The sequence below is a fragment of the Burkholderia sp. HI2500 genome (genome assembly GCF_002223055.1).
GTDB lineage: Bacteria > Pseudomonadota > Gammaproteobacteria > Burkholderiales > Burkholderiaceae > Burkholderia.
This window is the reverse complement of the sequence record NZ_NKFL01000005.1, coordinates 496396-513639: the sequence shown is the minus strand read 5'-3', so window position 1 is coordinate 513639 and position 17244 is coordinate 496396. Positions and strand designations below refer to the sequence as shown.

Annotated in this window: 15 protein-coding genes; 3 read left to right on the top strand and 12 right to left on the bottom strand. The window is 69.1% G+C overall.

Annotated features, from left to right (window positions below; genetic code table 11):
* Positions 1–8 precede the first annotated feature (8 nt).
* From CFB45_RS15265 to glyQ, 4 genes are read right to left on the bottom strand one after another with little or no spacing between them, the layout of a single operon-like run.
* Positions 9–773 (bottom strand): lysophospholipid acyltransferase family protein, encoded by a 765-nt coding sequence (locus CFB45_RS15265; protein WP_039360052.1) that lies wholly within the window; start codon positions 771–773, stop codon positions 9–11.
* 43 nt (positions 774–816) lie between these two features.
* Entirely contained in the window at positions 817–1380 is a 564-nt protein-coding gene (gene gmhB, locus CFB45_RS15260) for a D-glycero-beta-D-manno-heptose 1,7-bisphosphate 7-phosphatase (protein ID WP_089426288.1), read from the bottom strand.
* Between the two features lie 10 nt (positions 1381–1390).
* Positions 1391–3490: a glycine--tRNA ligase subunit beta gene (glyS, locus tag CFB45_RS15255; protein WP_089426287.1), complete on the bottom strand. Its 2100-nt coding sequence runs from the start codon at positions 3488–3490 to the stop codon at positions 1391–1393.
* Between the two features lie 22 nt (positions 3491–3512).
* Positions 3513–4517: a glycine--tRNA ligase subunit alpha gene (gene glyQ, locus CFB45_RS15250; protein ID WP_011885965.1), complete on the bottom strand. Its 1005-nt coding sequence runs from the start codon at positions 4515–4517 to the stop codon at positions 3513–3515.
* Between the two features lie 321 nt (positions 4518–4838).
* Between glyQ and CFB45_RS15245 the strand changes: the two genes are divergently transcribed.
* Entirely contained in the window at positions 4839–6494 is a 1656-nt protein-coding gene (locus CFB45_RS15245) for a hypothetical protein (RefSeq protein WP_089426286.1), read from the top strand.
* A 98-nt stretch (positions 6495–6592) separates the two neighbouring features.
* Here CFB45_RS15245 and lnt read toward each other — a convergent pair whose 3' ends face one another.
* The 8 genes from lnt to CFB45_RS15210 form a co-directional block, all read right to left on the bottom strand.
* Positions 6593–8281 (bottom strand): apolipoprotein N-acyltransferase, encoded by a 1689-nt coding sequence (gene lnt / locus CFB45_RS15240; protein WP_089426285.1) that lies wholly within the window; start codon positions 8279–8281, stop codon positions 6593–6595.
* 52 nt (positions 8282–8333) lie between these two features.
* Positions 8334–9221 carry an HlyC/CorC family transporter gene (locus CFB45_RS15235; protein WP_089426284.1) on the bottom strand — a complete coding sequence of 296 codons (888 nt, stop codon included), beginning with the start codon at positions 9219–9221 and terminating at the stop codon, positions 8334–8336.
* A gap of 309 nt (positions 9222–9530) precedes the next feature.
* Positions 9531–9683 carry a hypothetical protein gene (locus CFB45_RS39020; RefSeq protein ID WP_174972906.1) on the bottom strand — a complete coding sequence of 51 codons (153 nt, stop codon included), beginning with the start codon at positions 9681–9683 and terminating at the stop codon, positions 9531–9533.
* 70 nt (positions 9684–9753) lie between these two features.
* On the bottom strand, positions 9754–10386 hold the full coding sequence (locus tag CFB45_RS15230) for a gamma-glutamylcyclotransferase (RefSeq protein ID WP_089426283.1): 633 nt from the start codon (positions 10384–10386) through the stop codon (positions 9754–9756).
* Between the two features lie 12 nt (positions 10387–10398).
* On the bottom strand, positions 10399–11175 hold the full coding sequence (gene ybeY / locus CFB45_RS15225; protein ID WP_089426282.1) for an rRNA maturation RNase YbeY: 777 nt from the start codon (positions 11173–11175) through the stop codon (positions 10399–10401).
* Positions 11176–11322: 147 nt separating this feature from the next.
* The gene (locus tag CFB45_RS15220; protein WP_089426281.1) at positions 11323–12369 is read right to left on the bottom strand and encodes a PhoH family protein; all 1047 of its coding nucleotides are present in this window, start codon (positions 12367–12369) and stop codon (positions 11323–11325) included.
* Positions 12370–12398: 29 nt separating this feature from the next.
* Complete coding sequence (gene miaB, locus CFB45_RS15215; RefSeq protein ID WP_089426280.1) at positions 12399–13772, bottom strand: tRNA (N6-isopentenyl adenosine(37)-C2)-methylthiotransferase MiaB; 1374 nt, start codon at positions 13770–13772, stop codon at positions 12399–12401.
* A 215-nt stretch (positions 13773–13987) separates the two neighbouring features.
* Positions 13988–14920, bottom strand: coding sequence for a LysR family transcriptional regulator (locus CFB45_RS15210; protein ID WP_089426279.1), 933 nt, complete (start codon positions 14918–14920; stop codon positions 13988–13990).
* Between the two features lie 144 nt (positions 14921–15064).
* Here CFB45_RS15210 and CFB45_RS15205 point away from each other — a divergent pair, with 144 nt between their 5' ends.
* Both CFB45_RS15205 and CFB45_RS15200 read left to right on the top strand, forming a co-directional pair.
* Positions 15065–16240, top strand: a complete 1176-nt coding sequence (locus CFB45_RS15205; RefSeq protein ID WP_089426650.1) for an MFS transporter — start codon at positions 15065–15067, stop codon at positions 16238–16240.
* A gap of 218 nt (positions 16241–16458) precedes the next feature.
* On the top strand, positions 16459–17160 hold the full coding sequence (locus tag CFB45_RS15200; protein WP_069248802.1) for a helix-turn-helix domain-containing protein: 702 nt from the start codon (positions 16459–16461) through the stop codon (positions 17158–17160).
* The last annotated feature ends 84 nt before the right edge of the window (positions 17161–17244 follow it).

Sequence of the window (17244 nt, the reverse complement as noted above, 5' to 3'; positions counted from 1 at the left end):
TGGGGGCGTCAGACACGCGCGGCATCGCGCGTGCCCGCATTGCCCGCCTGGCGATACGAATCGGGATCGATCCGGCGCATTTCCGCTTCGATCCATGCTTCGACCTGCGAGTTCAATGCATCGGGCGTCAGCCCCTCGCTGGGAATCGGCTTGCCGATCGACACGGTGACGACGCCCGGGAATTTCGTGAACGAGTTGCGCGGCCACACCCGACCTGCATTGTGCGCGATCGGCACGACCGGTGCGCCGGTTTCGATCGCGAAGCGCGCGCCGCCCGTCTTGTACTTGCCTTGCTTGCCGACCGGCGTGCGTGTGCCTTCCGGGAACATGATCATCCATGCGCCTTCCGACAGGCGCTTCTTGCCCTGGCGGATCACCGACGTGAACGCGTTCTTGCCTTCCTTGCGGTTGATGTTGACCATGTGCAGCATCCCGAGCGCCCAGCCGAAGAACGGCACGTACAGCAGCTCGCGCTTGAACACGTAGCAAAGCGGCCTCGGCATCAGCGCCGGAAACGCGAGCGTCTCCCACGCGGACTGGTGCTTCGACAGCAGCACCGCGGGGCCGTCGGGCAGGTTCTCGTACCCTTCGATCCGGTAGCGGATGCCGTTCAGCCAGCGCACGACCCACAGCGTCGACTTGCACCAGCCGGCGGCCATCCAGTAGCGCGCGTCGGAACGCATGAACGGAAAGGCGATGAAGCACGCGGTGGCGTACGGCACCGTGTACAGGACGAAGTAGATCAGCAGCAGCAGGGAGCGGACGAAGCGCATCGGCGTAAGTCTGGCGTTAGGGAGGATGCGCGCGGCGGCTGCATCACTCGTGTTCGTGTGAAAGGAAATCGAGCGCGAACGCGCGCAGGTCGTCGTGGACCTTCGTGCCGGGCGGCAGGTTGCCGGCGGCGAGCGTTTTCTTGCCCTTGCCGGTGAGCACGAGGTGCGGCTGGAAGCCGACCGCGACGCCGGCCTGCAGGTCGCGCAGCGAATCGCCGACGACCGGCGTGTGATCGGGATCGATCTCGAAGCGCTCGGCGATCATCTGCATCATGCCGGGTTTCGGCTTGCGGCAGTCGCAGTGATCCTCGGCCGTGTGCGGGCAGAAGAACACCGCGTCGATGCGTGCGCCGACCGCGGCCGCCGCGCGATGCATCTTCAGATGCATCTCGTTGAGGGCGGCCATGTCGAACAGCCCGCGACCGATGCCGGACTGGTTGGTCGCGACCACCACGCGATACCCCGCGTGGTTGAGCCGGGCGATCGCCTCGAGGGCGCCGGGCAGCGCGATCCATTCGTCGGGCGTCTTGATGAACGCATCCGAATCGACGTTGATCACGCCGTCCCGGTCGAGGACGACGAGCTTACGGTTGGGGCTGGTCGGCATCGTGCGGCCCTTATGCGGCGAGCTTCGAGATGTCGGCGACGCAGTTCATCTGCTGGTGCAGCGCGGACAGCAGCGCGAGACGGTTCGCGCGCAGTGCCGGATCTTCCGCGTTGACCATCACGTCGTTGAAGAACGTGTCGACCGGTGCGCGCAGCGCGGCGAGCGCCGACAGCGCGCCCGTGTACGCACGCGCCTCGAGCTGCGACTGCACGTGCGGCGTCACGGCCGCGAGCTGTTCGTGCAGCGCCTTCTCGGCGGCCTCGACGAGCAGCGTCGGCTGCACCGTGCCGTTCGCGCCGCCTTCCGACTTCTTCAGGATGTTCGAGATCCGCTTGTTCGCGGCCGCGAGCGCTTCGGCTTCCGCGAGGCGCGTGAACTCGCGCACCGCGTCGAGGCGCGCGACGAGATCGTCGACACGCGTCGGGTTCAGGCTCAGCACCGCGTCGATTTCGCCGGCCGAGTAGCCGCGCTCGCGCAACAGGCCGCGCAGGCGGTCCATGAAGAACGCGAGGATCGCATCGGTCGATTCGGCCACGCCCGGCATGCCTTCGAAGCGTGCATGGGCCGTGCGCAGCAGCGACACGAGATCGAGCGGCAGCTGCTTCTCGAGCAGCAGGCGCAGCACGCCGAGCGCGTGGCGGCGCAGCGCGAACGGATCCTTCTCGCCGGTCGGCGCGAGGCCGATGCCCCAGATGCCGACGATCGTCTCGAGCTTGTCGGCCAGCGCGACGGCGGTCGACACCGGCGTGGTCGGCAGTGCGTCGCCGGAGAAGCGCGGCTGGTAGTGCTCGGCGCAGGCGAGCGCGACGTCGTCGGCTTCGCCGTCGTGGCGCGCGTAGTACGTGCCCATCGTGCCCTGCAGTTCCGGGAACTCGCCGACCATGTCGGTCAGCAGGTCGGCCTTCGCGAGACGCGCGGCGCGCTTCGCGTGCGTGGCGTCGGCGCCGATCGCGGGGGCGATCTCGCCGGCCAGCGCCTCGAGGCGCTCGACGCGTGCGAGCGCCGAACCGAGCTTGTTGTGATACACGACGTTCGCGAGCTGCGGCACGCGGTCGGCGAGCGGCTTCTTCTTGTCCTGCTCGAAGAAGAACTTCGCATCGGCGAGGCGCGGGCGCACGACGCGCTCGTTGCCTTCGATGATCTCGCCCGGCGTCTTCGTCTCGATGTTCGACACGATCAGGAAGCGCGAGCGCAGCTTGCCGGCGACGTCGGTCAGCGCGAAGTACTTCTGGTTGGTTTGCATCGTGAGGATCAGGCATTCCTGCGGGACCTGCAGGAATTCGTCCTCGAAGCGGCACGGGTAGACGACAGGCCATTCGACCAGCGACGTCACTTCGTCGAGCAGCGACTCGGGCATCACGACGGTATCGCCGTTCGCGTGCTCGTTCAGCTGCGTGCGGATCGTTTCGCGGCGATCGGCGAAGTGCGCGATCACGCGGCCCTTGTCGCGCAGCGTGTCGGCGTAGCTGCGCGCATGCTGGATCGCGACGAGGCCGTCGGACAGGAAGCGGTGGCCGAGCGTGGTGTCACCGGCGTCGACGCCGAATGCGGTGACGGGCACGATGCGATCGTCGTGCAGCACCGTCAGGCGATGCACGGGGCGCACGAACTTCACGTCGGAGCCGTCCGGGCGCTGGTAGGTCATCACCTTCGGGATCGGCAGCTTCTCGAGCGTTTCGTCGAGTGCAGCCTGCAGGCCGTCGGCGAGCGTCGCGCCGGCTGCCGAATAGTTGATGAAGAATGCTTCGGCCTTGCCGTCCTGCGCGCGCTCGAGATCGGCGATCGACAGGTTCGGGTGGCCGAGCGCCGCGAGCTTCTTCGCGAGCGGCGCGGTCGGCTTGCCTTCGGCGTCGAGCGCGACCGACACGGGCAGGACCTTTTCGCGGACCTGCTTTTCAGGGGCGACGGCGCGCACGTTCTGCACGACGACGGCGAGGCGGCGCGGCGTGGCGTAGCGTTCGAACACGAGTTCGCCTTCGATGAGGTCGCGCGCCGCGAGGCGTTGCGCGAGACCTTCGGCGAATGCGTCGCCGAGGCGCGCGAGAGCCTTCGGCGGCAGCTCTTCGGTCAGCAGTTCGACGAGCAGGGGGGCGGGATGATTGTGCGTCATGTTTGGAGTGAATCTCGTCTCGTCAGTCCTGATCGATCTTGCGTTCGACCTTGAGCGGCGGCGCCCACGCCGGCTGTGCGGCGTCCTGGGCGTCGGTGGTGAGGCCCGGCACGCCCGGCGGGTTGCCGAGCATCGGGAAGCCGAGCTTCTCGCGCGAGTCGTAGTAAGCCTGCGCGACGAGACGCGACAGCGCGCGGATGCGGCCGATGTATGCCGCGCGCTCGGTGACCGAGATCGCGCCGCGCGCATCGAGCAGGTTGAACGTGTGGCCGGCCTTCAGCACGAGCTCGTACGCGGGCAGCGCGAGCTGCGCGTCGATCATCTTCTTCGCTTCCGCTTCGTAGCTGTTGAAGAACGTGAACAGCAGGTCGACGTTCGCGTGCTCGAAGTTGTAGGTCGATTGCTCGACCTCGTTCTGGTGGTAGACGTCGCCGTACGACAGGCGGCGCAGCTCGGGGCCGTTCGGGCCTTGCTCCTCCCACTCGGTCCACACGAGGTCGTACACGTTCTCGACCTTCTGCAGGTACATCGCGAGGCGCTCGAGGCCGTACGTGATCTCGCCGAGCACCGGCTTGCAGTCGAGGCCGCCGACCTGCTGGAAATACGTGAACTGCGTGACTTCCATCCCGTTCAGCCACACTTCCCAGCCGAGGCCCCACGCGCCGAGCGTCGGGTTTTCCCAGTCGTCCTCGACGAAACGCACGTCGTTCTGCTGCAGGTCGAAGCCGAGCGCCTCGAGCGAGCCGAGGTACAGGTCGAGGATGTTTTCCGGCGCCGGCTTGAGCACGACCTGGTACTGGTAGTAGTGCTGCAGGCGGTTCGGGTTCTCGCCGTAACGGCCGTCCTTCGGGCGGCGCGACGGCTGCACGTACGCGGCGCGCCACGGCTCGGGGCCGACCGCGCGCAGGAACGTGTGGACGTGCGAGGTGCCCGCGCCGACTTCCATGTCGATGGGCTGGAGCAGGGCGCAACCCTGCTTGTCCCAGTAGGACTGCAGCGTCAGGATGATTTGCTGAAACGTAAGCATGAAGAGCCTTCGTGGCGCTGGCGCTCCGTTGCGGGCGGCGCTCCGGGCGGGGCCCGGAGGGTCGGCTCGCGCGGCGGCGCGGCTTGTTAGTGTGCTGAAACGCGTAATTTTACCGGATCGGCGAGCGGATGCGGCCGGAACGCGGGCGGGCACACCGTCGGCCCCGTCCGGGCGGCCCGCACGGGCGTGACCGATGCCCGCCGGGCGGCCGCGCGCGGCCTGTCGTGACGCGCGTGCCGCGCGGCTTCGCACGGGCGTTAAGATGCGCGTATTGCGGTGCGCGCGACGCGTGCCGCGCCACCGCTAGCCGATTCCGACTGCATGGACGATCCGACCGATATCCTCATTCCGCTGCTTCCGCCCTTCCTCGCGCTGCTCGGGCAGGCCGCCGATGCGCAGGCGCGCGGCGAGCACGCCGCGCACGATCTGTGGCTTGCCGCCGCCGCGCATCTGCATGCGGTCGACGCCGACGCGCTCGCGCAACTCACCGGCGCGCTCGTCTCGCGGCAGCGTACGGCCGATGCGCTCGCGCTCGCCGAATGCGCGGCGCGCGTGCAACCGGGCGCGACCGCGTACTTCAATCACGGCTACGCACTGCAGATGGCGGGCCGCCACGCGGACGCCGTGGCGCCGTATCGCGCGGCGCTGGCGCTCGATGCCGACCGGCCATCGCTGCGCAACAACCTCGCGATCGCGCTGCGGCTGTCGGGTAGCGGCCGCGCGGAGGAGATCGCGCTGCTCGAAGCGGCGGTGCGCTTCGATCCACGCGACGTGCAGGCGTGGATCAATCTCGTCGTCGCGCGGCTCGCGACGCACGACCTGGACGCCGCGCTCGCGTGCGCGGCGCGGCTCGTCGAGCTCGCGCCCGACAACGCGCTCGCGATGAACAACGTCGCGCTGGCGATGAAGGAGGCGCAGCGCTGGGACGACGCCGAGCGCTACGCGGCGCTCGCGTGCGAGCTGGCGCCCGACGACGCGTCGTTCCGCTTCAACCTGGCGATCATCCAGCTCGTGCGCGGCAACGTCGCGGCCGGCTGGCGCGGCCACGAGGCGCGCTGGGACGGCGCGGGCGAGTTGCGCGGCCGCCGGCCGGTGCTGCCGGGCCCGCGCTGGCAGGGCGAGCCGCTCGCCGGCAAGACGCTGCTCGTGTGGGGCGAGCAGGGGCTCGGCGACGTACTGCAGTTCTGCCGCTTCGTCGCGCCGCTCGCCGAGCGCGTGCATCGCGAGGGCGGCCGGCTCATCTGGAATACGTTCCCGCTGGTGGGCACGCTGATGCAGCGCAGCCTCGGCGCGCATGCGGACGCATTCAGCGCGGGCGGCGGCATCGAATTGCTGCCGGCCTTCGATTACGAAGTGCCGCTGATCGGCCTGCCGCTGATGCTCGGCATGGAAGCGTCGACACTCGCGTCGTCGGTGCCCTACCTGCGGGCCGATCCGCATGCGCGCGAGGCGTGGCGCGCGCGACTCGCGGGCGACCGCCGGCTGAAGGTCGGGCTCGTGTGGACGGGCAGCGCGGGGCACCAGCGCAATCCGTTCCGGCGGGTCGGGCTCGAGCGCTATGCCGACGCGTTCCGCGGGATCGACGACGTCGCGTTTTTTTCGCTGCAGCCGGGCGCGAACGCGGATGTCGAGGCGGCGCGCGCGGCGGGCTTCGCGATCGAGGATGTCACGGCGGAACTGACGAGCTTCGACGATACGGCCGCGTTCATCGGCGCGCTGGATCTGGTGATCACCGTGTGCACGTCGGTCGCGCACCTGGCGGGTGCGCTCGGCGCGCGCACCTGGGTGCTGCTCGACGTGAATCCGCACTGGCCGTGGCTGCTCGAACGCAAGGACAGCCCGTGGTACCCGACCGCGACGTTGTACCGGCAACCGGTGTTCGGCGCGTGGGCGCCGGTGATGGAGGAGGTGAGCCGCGACCTGCGGCGTCTGGCCGCGCAGCCGGTTCAATCGGAGGAGTCGACCCGGCAGGCTTGAGCGGCCGGCCGTTTCGCGGCTGCGGGCCGCTGCCGCATGTTGCAGCATGTTGGATTCGACGGCGGCCGCCACGCACTGCGCGGCGGCCGCCCGTTGCGTCATTCCGGCTGGTCGTCGCCGTTCTTCTTGCCGTTGCGCCGGCGCAGCCCGGGGCCGAACGTGAAACCGAACGCGAGCAGCACGAGCGACACCGCGAGCACGATGTTGTTGCCGCTCGTCACGTAGGGCGTGAAGCCGCTGGTGCCTTCGATCCGCACGTCGAGCGAGCCGATCGTGAACGGCTTCAGCTGTCCGAGCACGCGGCCGCGCGCATCGATCGCGGCCGTCATCCCCGTGTTGGTCGCGCGCAGCATCGGCCGGCCCGTCTCGAGCGAGCGCATCCGCGCGATCTGCAGGTGCTGGTCGAGCGCGATCGTGTCGCCGAACCACGCGAGGTTCGTCACGTTGACGAGCACGCCGGGCGGCTGCGGATTGTCGCGGATCGTCGCGGCGATTTCCTCGCCGAACAAGTCCTCGTAGCAGATGTCGGCCATCACGGGCTGGTTGTGCACGAGGAACGGCTTCTGCACGGGGGCGCCGCGCGCGAAGTCGCCGAGCGGCATCTTCATCAGGTCGACGAACCACCGGAAGCCCCACGGGATGAATTCGCCGAAGGGCACGAGGTGGTGCTTGTCGTAGTGATAGATGTCGCGCGAATTCGGCGTCACACCGTACAGGCTGTTCGTGTAGTCGACGTAGTGGCCGTCCTCGGTCACCGATGCGCCGACCGCGCCGAACAGCACGGCCGAGCCCGTCGTGTCGCTGAACTTGCGGATCGCGACGGCGAACGGCTCGGGCAGCTCCTGGATCATCACCGCGATCGCGGTTTCGGGCGTGACGATCAGGTCGGCCGGCTTCTCGATGATCATCTGCGTGTACATCTTGATCGCCGCGTCGATGCCCGCTTCCTCGAACTTGATGTCCTGCTTCACGTTGCCCTGCAGCAGCCGCACGGTGAGCGGCTTGTTCGCCGGCACGGTCCACGTGACCTGCGACAGGCCGAGACCGGCCGCGATCAGCGCGAGCGCGATGCCGGCCGGCGCGGCGATGCGCACGCGCGCATCGCCGGCGCGGGGCTCGGCAAGCGGCGACGGCCGGGCGGCGGCGAGCGCCTGCACGACGAGCGCGGCGAACAGCGCGAGCACCCACGCGATCCCGTACACGCCGGCGACCGGCGCGAAGCCCGCGAACGGGCCGTCGACCTGCGGATAGCCGCTGGCGAGCCACGGGAAGCCGGTGAGGACGGTGCCGCGCAGCCATTCGCCGAGCGCCCACGCGCTCGCGAACGCGAATGCGCCGTGCCAGGTCGGCGAGAACGGCCGCGGGTCGGGCGTGCGGCGATGCCACGCATGGCCCGCGCCGAACGACCACAGCCCGGCGGAGAACGCCGGGTACAGCGACAGGTACAGCGAGAACAGCACGAGCGCGCCGCCCGCGAGCGGCGCGGCCATCTCGCCGTACACGTGCATGCTGATGTAGAGCCACCAGACGCCGGTGATGAAGTTGCCGAAGCCGAACGCGCCGCCGGTGAGCGCGGCGCTGCGCCAGCTCGCGGTGCGCGTGAGCTGCGCGAAAAACCAGACGAATACGACGAGTTGCAGCCAGCCGCCATGCGGCGTCGGTGCGAAGCTGAGCGTATTGGCTGCGCCGGCGAGCAGCGCGGCCGGGTAGTGCCAGCGCGGCAGCGCGCGGCCGGGAGTCGGCGCGAGCAGGCCGCCAGCCGGGCGGGACAGGATCGGATCGTCCATGTGAAGCGGAAGTGGGCGAGCGGTTGTGGAACGCGCGGCTGGCGCGCGACGGTCAGTCCTCGTGCGAGGTTTCGGCGCGACGGCTGGCGAGCGGATTGCGGCGCACCAGCAGTACGTGGACCTGGCGCGCATCGCCGCGCTGGATCTCGAACACGAGGTTGCCGAGCTGCAGCTTTTCGCCGCGATGCGGGACGCGGCCGAAATGATGCGTGATCAGCCCGCCGATCGTGTCGACTTCGTCGTCGGGGAAATCGGTGCCGAACGTCTCGTTGAACTGCTCGATCTCGGTGAGCGCGCGCACGCGATAGCGGCCGTCGGGCCCCGAGATGATGTTGCCGGCTTCCTCGTCGAAGTCGTATTCGTCCTCGATGTCGCCGACGATCTGCTCGAGCACGTCCTCGATCGTGATCAGGCCCGCGACGCCGCCGTATTCGTCGACGACGATCGCGAGGTGGTTGCGGTTCACGCGGAAGTCGTGCAGCAGCACGTTCAGGCGCTTCGATTCGGGAATGAACACGGCCGGGCGCAGCATCCCGCGCACGTCGAATTCCTCTTCGGCATAGAAACGCAGCAGATCCTTCGCGAGCAGCACGCCGATGACGTTGTCGCGGTTCTCCTCGTACACGGGGTAGCGCGAGTGCGCCTTCTCGAGGACGAACGGGATGAAATCTTCGGGCTTGTCGGCGATGTTGATCGCGTCCATCTGGGCGCGCGGCACCATGATGTCGCGTGCGCACAGGTCGGATACCTGGAACACGCCTTCGATCATCGACAGCGAATCGGCGTCGATCAGGTTGCGCTCGTGGGCGTCCTGGAGGATTTCCAGCAGCTCGCCGCGGGATTCGGGCTCGGGCGAGATGAAGTCGGTCAGGCGCTCGAGCAGCGAGCGCTTTTCTTGCGGTTTGTCGGTTAGCTTACGACTGGGATACGAATCGTTCATGGTGGTGCGCCCGGGTCATGCCGGAGCGCGCTGTCACGGAGTAGGCAAGGATACACCAAGGGCACGACGCGACCGTGTCACACCGGCCGCACGGCCAGGGTGGGCGGCTCGCGCGGGCCCCGCTCGCGGACGCCCGCGCCGGGCGCGGCATCGTCCTCGGTTCCATCCTATCCCAGAAAGGCGCGGTGGGGCAGCGGCGGCAAAAAACGGGTGCGGAAGGGGTGGGGCGCCGTGACGCGGGAAAACGTCCGGCGGAGGCGGCCTGGGGCGGCATTCTGACGCACGCGGGTTTTGTCGCCGCGCCGCGGTTCAGAACCGCATGCCGGCCGAGCAGCCGCCGGCGGCCGCGCCGTTGGTCGCGGCGCCGCCGCAGCCCAGGATGCCGCAGCCGGACAGCGCGACGCTCGCGGCAACGAGCAGCGCGGCAATCCTGCAACGCGACCAGCGTGACGGTTTCATCATCGGGCGTGCCCTCGTTCGAATGCGCACGCGGCGCGGCAGCGCGTGGCGGCAAGCCGGGCGCCAGGCCGCGTCACCGGCATCGCGCGAGCAGGCCTTCAAGTGCGCGATCGGGGATGCCGCTCGCGCGCAGCGCGTCGACCGTGCGGCTCACGTAGTCGAGCGTCGTGCCGTAGCGGCCGGCCGCGCAGCTGAACACTTCCTTCACGACGGGATCGGTCAGCTTGCCCGTGTAGGTCGGCGCGTCGCGGCGCATCACGAACGCGAGCGCGTTCACGCGTTCGCCGCTTTCCAGCGAGCACGGCAGCCACGCGGGCCGGTACGAGCCCATCGGCATTTCGCGCTTCCACAACGTTTCGAGGTGCGGTTGCGCGGTCGGGCCGGCGAGCCGGAACGCGATGCCCGAGCAGGAGCCGCCGCGATCGAGCGCGAGCACGAGGCCCGGGCGTTCGGGCGTGCCGCGGTTCACGCGCGACCAAAGGTAGAGCCCGCGATGATAGCCATGCACCTTGCCGCGCACCGCGGCGACGGTCGGCAACCCCGGGTTCCAGATCAGCGAGCCATAGCCGAACAGCCAGAGATCCTGCTGGCCGTCCCAGTCGCGCATCGTGTGCGCGAGCGAGGCCGCGAGCTCGTCTTCCGTCAGCAGGCGCCCGGCGCCGATCGACGGCGGGTAGGCGGGCGGGAGCGTCGCGGCGTTGCGCATCGTGCGGAGGGCTTACTGGTACGGGTTCGGGAAGCCCAGCTTCGCGAGGATGTCGACTTCGAGCGCTTCCATTTCGGCTGCGTCCTCGTCGCTCGTCTCGTGGTCGTAGCCCTGCGCGTGCAGCGCGCCGTGCACCAGCAGGTGCGCGTAATGGGCCGTGAGCGGCTTGCCCTGATCGTGCGCTTCCTTCTCGACGACCGGGCAGCACAGCACGAGGTCGCCGATCACGGTGCCGTCGGGTGCCGCGTCGTACGCGAAGGTCAGCACGTTGGTCGGGTAGTCCTTGTGGCGGTAGCCGGCGTTCAGCGTGCGGCCTTCTTCGTCGCCGACGAAGCGCACCGTGAGCTGCGCGCTGGCGAACAGCGCGGGCTCGATCCACTCGGCGATCAGCTTGCGCTTGGGTAGCGTCTTGCGCACGTCGCTCGTGATTTCGTCACCGTATTGCACGGACAGGTCGAGCTCCGGCTCGCGCAGCGCGTCCTCGGCGTCGTCTTCGCGCGGCGCGGGCTCGGCGCCCACGTGCAGCGTCACGCTGTCGTAGTGCTCGGGCTGCAGCGCGAGCTTCGCGCGCATGGCCGGATCGTTGTGCTGCGCGACGATCGCGACGGCGGCTTCTCCCGAACTGCCCGACAGGTCGAACATCAGGCTGCGGCCATCCGGGAAGTCGATTCGCAGCCCTTGCGCGTTGACGGTCCGGGCCTTGCCCTTCGCATCGAACAGCGACAGGCGGGGGGAGGCGGGCGCGGCCGGCTGGGCGCGCCCGGACTTGCGGGAACGGGAGGATTTCATGACGCGTACGGCGATTAGGACGCGTTGAGGATACACCAAACGGCCGATCGCACCCGAATTCGCACAGGCGAAAAAAAGCCCGGCGCGCCGTGTGGCGGGCCGGGCCGGGCTGTCGGGCCGGGGCGGCGTACGGGTGCCGCCGGCCGGTCAGCCGTCCTGGTGCTGCGCGTGGAATTCGTCGTACGCCTCGACGATGCGCGCGACGAGCGGATGGCGCACGACGTCCGCGCTCGTGAAGCGCGTGAGCGCGATGCCGCGCACGCCGCCGAGCACCTGCTGCGCCTCGACGAGGCCGCTCTTGTGGCCGCGCGGCAGGTCGACCTGGCTCGTATCGCCGGTCACGACGGCCTTCGAGCCGAAGCCGATCCGCGTGAGGAACATCTTCATCTGCTCGGGCGTCGTGTTCTGCGCCTCGTCGAGGATGATGAACGCGTGGTTCAGCGTGCGGCCGCGCATGTACGCGAGCGGCGCGATCTCGATCATCTGGCGCTCGAACATCTTCGCCGTCTTGTCGAAGCCGAGCAGGTCGTACAGCGCGTCGTACAGCGGACGCAGGTACGGGTCGACCTTCTGCGCGAGATCGCCCGGCAGGAAGCCGAGCCGCTCGCCGGCCTCGACGGCCGGGCGCGTCAGCACGATCCGCTTGACCTGATCGCGCTCGAGCGCGTCGACCGCGCACGCGACCGCGAGGTAGGTCTTGCCGGTGCCGGCCGGCCCGATGCCGAACGTCACGTCGTGCGACAGGATCTGCTTCAGGTACTCGCGCTGCGCCGGCGTGCGGCCGCGCAGGTCGGCGCGCCGCGTGTAGAGCTTCGGCGCGGGCTCCTCGTCCGGCTCGCTGGCGTCGAGCTGCACGACGGGCTCGTCGAACGGATGGTCGGGGTCGCCGCGAAAGCGCACGTCGAGCGTGTCCTGGCGGCCGTTGCCGGACGTATGGCGCACTTCGACCAGCGCGAGCTGGATGTCGTCGACCGACAGCGCATCGCGCGCGCGGTTGTAGAAGTTCTCGAGTGCGGCGAGCGCGAGCTTGGCGCCGCGCCCGCGGATCGCGATCCGGTGGCCGCGTCGCGACAGCGTGACGTCGAGCGCCTGTTCGATCTGCCGCAGGTTCTCGTCGAGCGGGCCGCAGAGGTTGGCGAGGCGCGCGTTGTCGTCGCGCGGCGCGACGAATTCCAGTGCTTGGGTCGGCTTCAAAGTGGCGTCGGGCTCCTGTTGAGCGTCAGTCAGTGCGTGGCCGCGCTCGCGTCGTCGCTGACGAGCACGAGCTCGCCGCGCAGCGAATGCGGGTAGGCGTGGTTGATCTTCACGTCGATCATCTGGCCGATCAGGCGCGGGTGCGACGCGAGCGGCGCCGGGAAATTCACGACCCGGTTGTTCTCGGTACGGCCCGCGAGTTCGTTCGGGTCCTTGCGCGACGGGCCCTCGACGAGGATCCGCTCGACCTTCCCGACCATCGACTCGCTGATGCGCGCGACGTTTTCCTCGATGGTCGCCTGCAGATGTTGCAGGCGTTTGAGCTTCACGTCGCGCGGCGTGTCGTCATGCAGGTTCGCGGCCGGCGTGCCGGGGCGCGGGCTGTAGATGAACGAGAAGCTGGTGTCGTAGCCCATCTCGTGCACGAGCGCCATCATCTTGTCGAAATCGTCCTCGGTCTCGCCGGGGAAGCCGACGATCATGTCGGTCGACAGCGACAGGTCCGGGCGGATCGCGCGCAGCTTGCGGATCACCGACTTGTATTCGAGCACCGTGTAGCCGCGCTTCATCGCCATCAGGATGCGGTCGGAGCCGTGCTGGACGGGCAGGTGCAGGTGGCTCACGAGCTTCGGCACCTTCGCGTAGGTGTCGATCAGGCGCTGCGTGAATTCCTTCGGGTGCGACGTCGTGTAGCGGATCCGCTCGATGCCGGGGATGTCGGCGACGTATTCGATCAGCGTCGCGAAATCGGCGATTTCCGACGAGCCGGCCGCCAGCGCGCCGCGATATGCGTTCACGTTCTGGCCGAGCAGCGTGACTTCGCGCACGCCCTGGTCGGCGAGGCCGGCCACTTCGGTCAGCACGTCGTCGAGCGGGCGCGACACTTCATCGCCGCGCGTGTACGGCACCACGCAGTAGCTGCAGTACTTCGAGCAGCCTTCCATGATCGACACGAACGCGCTCGGCCCCTCGACGCGCGCGGGCGGCAGGTGGTCGAACTTCTCGATTTCGGGGAACGAGATGTCGACCTGCGCACGGCCGCTCTCGCGGCGCGCGTCGATCATCTGCGGCAGGCGGTGCAGGGTTTGCGGGCCGAACACGAGGTCGACGTACGGCGCGCGCGACACGATCGATGCGCCTTCCTGGCTCGCGACGCAGCCGCCGACGCCGATCAGCAGGCCGGGCTTCGCTTCCTTCAGCTCGCGTACGCGGCCGAGATCGGAGAACACCTTCTCCTGCGCCTTTTCACGCACCGAGCAGGTGTTGAACAGGATGATGTCCGCGTCTTCCGGCGTATCGGTCTTTTCGAGGCCTTCGGCCGCATTCAGCACGTCCACCATCTTGTCCGAGTCGTACTCGTTCATCTGGCAGCCGAAGGTCTTAACGTAAACTTTCTTGGTCATGGGGTTCGCCGTTCGCAGTGGTTGACCTGGGGGCGTCGTCTATCAGGTGAATCGGGACGGCCGTGCGCTGCGCGCGGTTGGCGCGCAGCCAGCATGAAAAGCCGTCGGGAAAGCCTTTCATTATAGCTTTTCATGCTGGCCGGGACGGGCGGCGGGTTGCGGCCGCGCGACGCCGTCCGCCACGTTCCGACCCCTTGGCGTCGGCGCGCCGGCCGTCAGCGGCACGCGTTCAGCAGGTCTTCGTGCGCGGTTTCCTCGCGCGCGAAGCGTTCGGCGAGAAAGTCGAGCAGCACGCGCACGCGCGGCGCCATGTAGCGCTTGCCCGGATAGATCGCGTGCAGCGGCGCGCTCTGGTGCCGCCAGTCCGGCAGCAGGACCTTGAGTCGCCCGGCGCGGATGTCGTCGGCGACATCCCAGATCGAGTTCAGCACGATGCCGCGGCCGCGCAGCGCCCACTCGCGGGCGAGGCCGCCGTCGTTGGTCTCGAACGCGGTGGCGAGCGGCACCGTGCAGGTCTGGGTGTCGTCGCCGCGCGTGAAGCGCCAGGTGTTCATCGGTCCGGACGCCACCGTGATCACGTTGCACGGAAAGCGGGCCAGATCGTGCGGGTCACTCGGCACGCCGTGACGTTCGATGAACGACGGCGACGCGCACGGCACGCGCCGGTCCGCGGCGAGCCGGCGGGCGATCAGCGCGCCGTCGGGCGGCGCCGCGAAGCGGATCGCGAGGTCGATCTCGTCCTGCCACAGGTTCACCGTCGAGTCGGACGCCGTCAGCGAGAACGTCACGTCCGGGTAGCGCGCGGTGAATTCGTCGAGCCAGTCGAGCAGTCGTCGGCGGCCGAAATCGGACGTCGCCGACAGCCGCACCCGGCCGCCGACGACGTTGCGGCCGGCCTGCAACAGCGCGTTCGCGTCGTCGAGCGCCTGCAATGCCTGCCGGCAGCCGTTCAGGTACAGGCGGCCCTCGTCGGTGAGCCGCAACTGCCGGGTCGAACGGTCGAACAGCCGGGTGGCGACCGCCGCCTCGAGCTTCGCCAGCCGCGCGCTCGCGGCGGCCGGCGTGAGGTTCAGCTTGCGCCCGGCGGCGGACAGGCTGCCCAGTTCGGCCGCCTCGACGAACAGCCGGATATCGCCCAGTCGATCCATGCGATTTTCCAGAAATATTTGAAAATGGTTCAAATGCCACGCCAATTATCAAATATCGGCATCTTCGGGACAATGCGCACATCCTGCCTTTTGTGCGGTGCGGCACCGACCGGGCGCCGCGCCCGCCGCCTTCCGGAGAACGACATGCCCATTCCGTTACTGGCGCTTGCGATCAGCGCCTTCGCCATCGGTACCACCGAGTTCATCATCATGGGCCTGCTGCCCGAGGTCGCACGCGATCTGGCCGTGTCGCTGCCGTCGGCCGGCCTGCTGGTCACGGGCTACGCGCTCGGTGTCGCGGCCGGCGCGCCGCTGCTCGCGGTGCTGACGAGCCGCATGCCGCGCAAGGCCGCGCTGCAGTGGCTGATGGCGATCTTCATCGTCGGCAACGTGCTGTGCGCGACCGCGTCCGGCTACGCGATGCTGATGGTCGCGCGGGTCGTCACGTCGTTCGCGCACGGGTCGTTCTTCGGGATCGGCGCGGTGGTCGCCGCGTCGCTCGTGCCCGCCGACAAGCGTGCGAGCGCGATCGCGCTGATGTTCACGGGGCTCACGCTGTCGAACGTGCTCGGCGTGCCGTTCGGCACCTTCGTCGGCCAGCTGCTCGGCTGGCGCGCGTCGTTCTGGATCGTCGCCGCGCTCGGCGTGCTGTCGCTCGGCGGCGTCGCCGCGCTGGTGCCGAACCGCCACGACAGCGGGCCGGTCGGCCTCGGCCAAGAAGTGCGCGTGCTGAAGGAGCCGCAGGTGTGGCTGGCGCTGCTGATGACCGTGCTCGGCTTCGGCGGCGTGTTCGTCGTGTTCACGTACATCGCGCCGATTCTCCAGTCCGTGTCGGGCTATTCGCCGCGCGCGGTCGCGCTGATCCTCGTGCTGTTCGGCGCGGGGCTGACGATCGGCAACACGCTCGGCGGCAAGCTCGCCGACCGCGCGTTGATGCCGTCGTTGATCGCGATCCTCGTCGCACTGATGGCCGTGATGGTCGTGTTCGCCAGGACGAGCCACCATCCGGTCGCGGCGGCCGTCACCGTGTTCGTATGGGGGATCGCCGCATTCGCGACGGTGCCGCCGCTCCAGGCGCACGTGGTCGAGAAGGCCGCAAGCGCGCCGCATCTCGCATCGACGCTGAACATCGGCGCGTTCAACGTCGGCAATGCGCTCGGCGCGTGGCTCGGCGGCCTTGCGCTGGAGCACGGCCTGGCGCTCGATGCGCTGCCCTGGGTGGCCGTCGCGGTGACGTTCGCGGCGCTCGTCGTCACGTGGTTCGCGATGCGGCTCGGCGCGCGCGGGCCGTCGCGCGGCACGGCACCGGCGGCGCAATGAGCGGTGCAACGCGCGGCGCCCGCATGACGCGATAGCGGCAGGAAAAGGTTCGCGAGGAACGCATTCCTCCGCGATGCTGATAACGGTGTGAAGATAACTTCGTTTGCCGGTGCAAGACCGGGTGATAGCGTCTCGATACGCGCCGTTGCTGGCGCAATCCGATTCCGATCCCGGCTTACCCCATTCGCAGGGCTGCACCGCGGCCCGGAGGCAATGCTATGTCTTCATCCCTGGCGCTCGTGCGCGACGTGTCTTCCTTCGAATCCGGCAACGCCGCCGATGCGCGGGCGTCCGCGTCGCTCGACGTGCTCGAACAGGTCGTTGGCGTGAACCTCGCGCGGTTGCGTGCCGAGCGGCAATTGTCGCTCGATGCGCTCGCGCGGCTGTCCGGCGTGTCGCGCGCGATGCTCGCGCAGATCGAGTCGGCGCGCAGCGTGCCGTCGATCAAGGTGCTCTGCAAGATCGCCGCGGCGCTGAAGGTATCGGTCGCCGCCTTCCTGCGCCGCCATGCCGTGAACGGCTTCGAGCATCTGGCGGCCGAGCGTGCGTCGCGGGTCGTCAGCTCGAACGGCCGCTTCTCGGCACGCGCGCTGTACCCGGAAGGCGAGCCGGCCGCGGCCGAGTTCCACGAGCTGCGGATCGCGCCGCTGCATACGGAGCCCGGCGCCCGCCGCGCGCCCGGCACGACGGTCAACCTCGTCGTCAGCGAGGGCACGCTCGAAGTCAGCGTGCACGACCGCCGCCAGTTGCTCGCGACCGGCGACGCGATCGTGTTCGATGCCGACCAGCCGTACAGCCTGCGCAACCCGGGCGACAGCGAAGCGCGTGCATTTCGCGTGACGGTGAGCCCCGAGGTGCCGCCGCGCTGGCTCGTGCCCGATGCGGCGCACGCGGCACATGCCGCGCACGCGGCCGGCTGACCGCGCAACGCAGGCCGCACGGAAGCGGCTCGCGTGCTCGCCGTTCGGACGAGAACGCGGGTCGGCCGTCGGCCGTTTGGACGA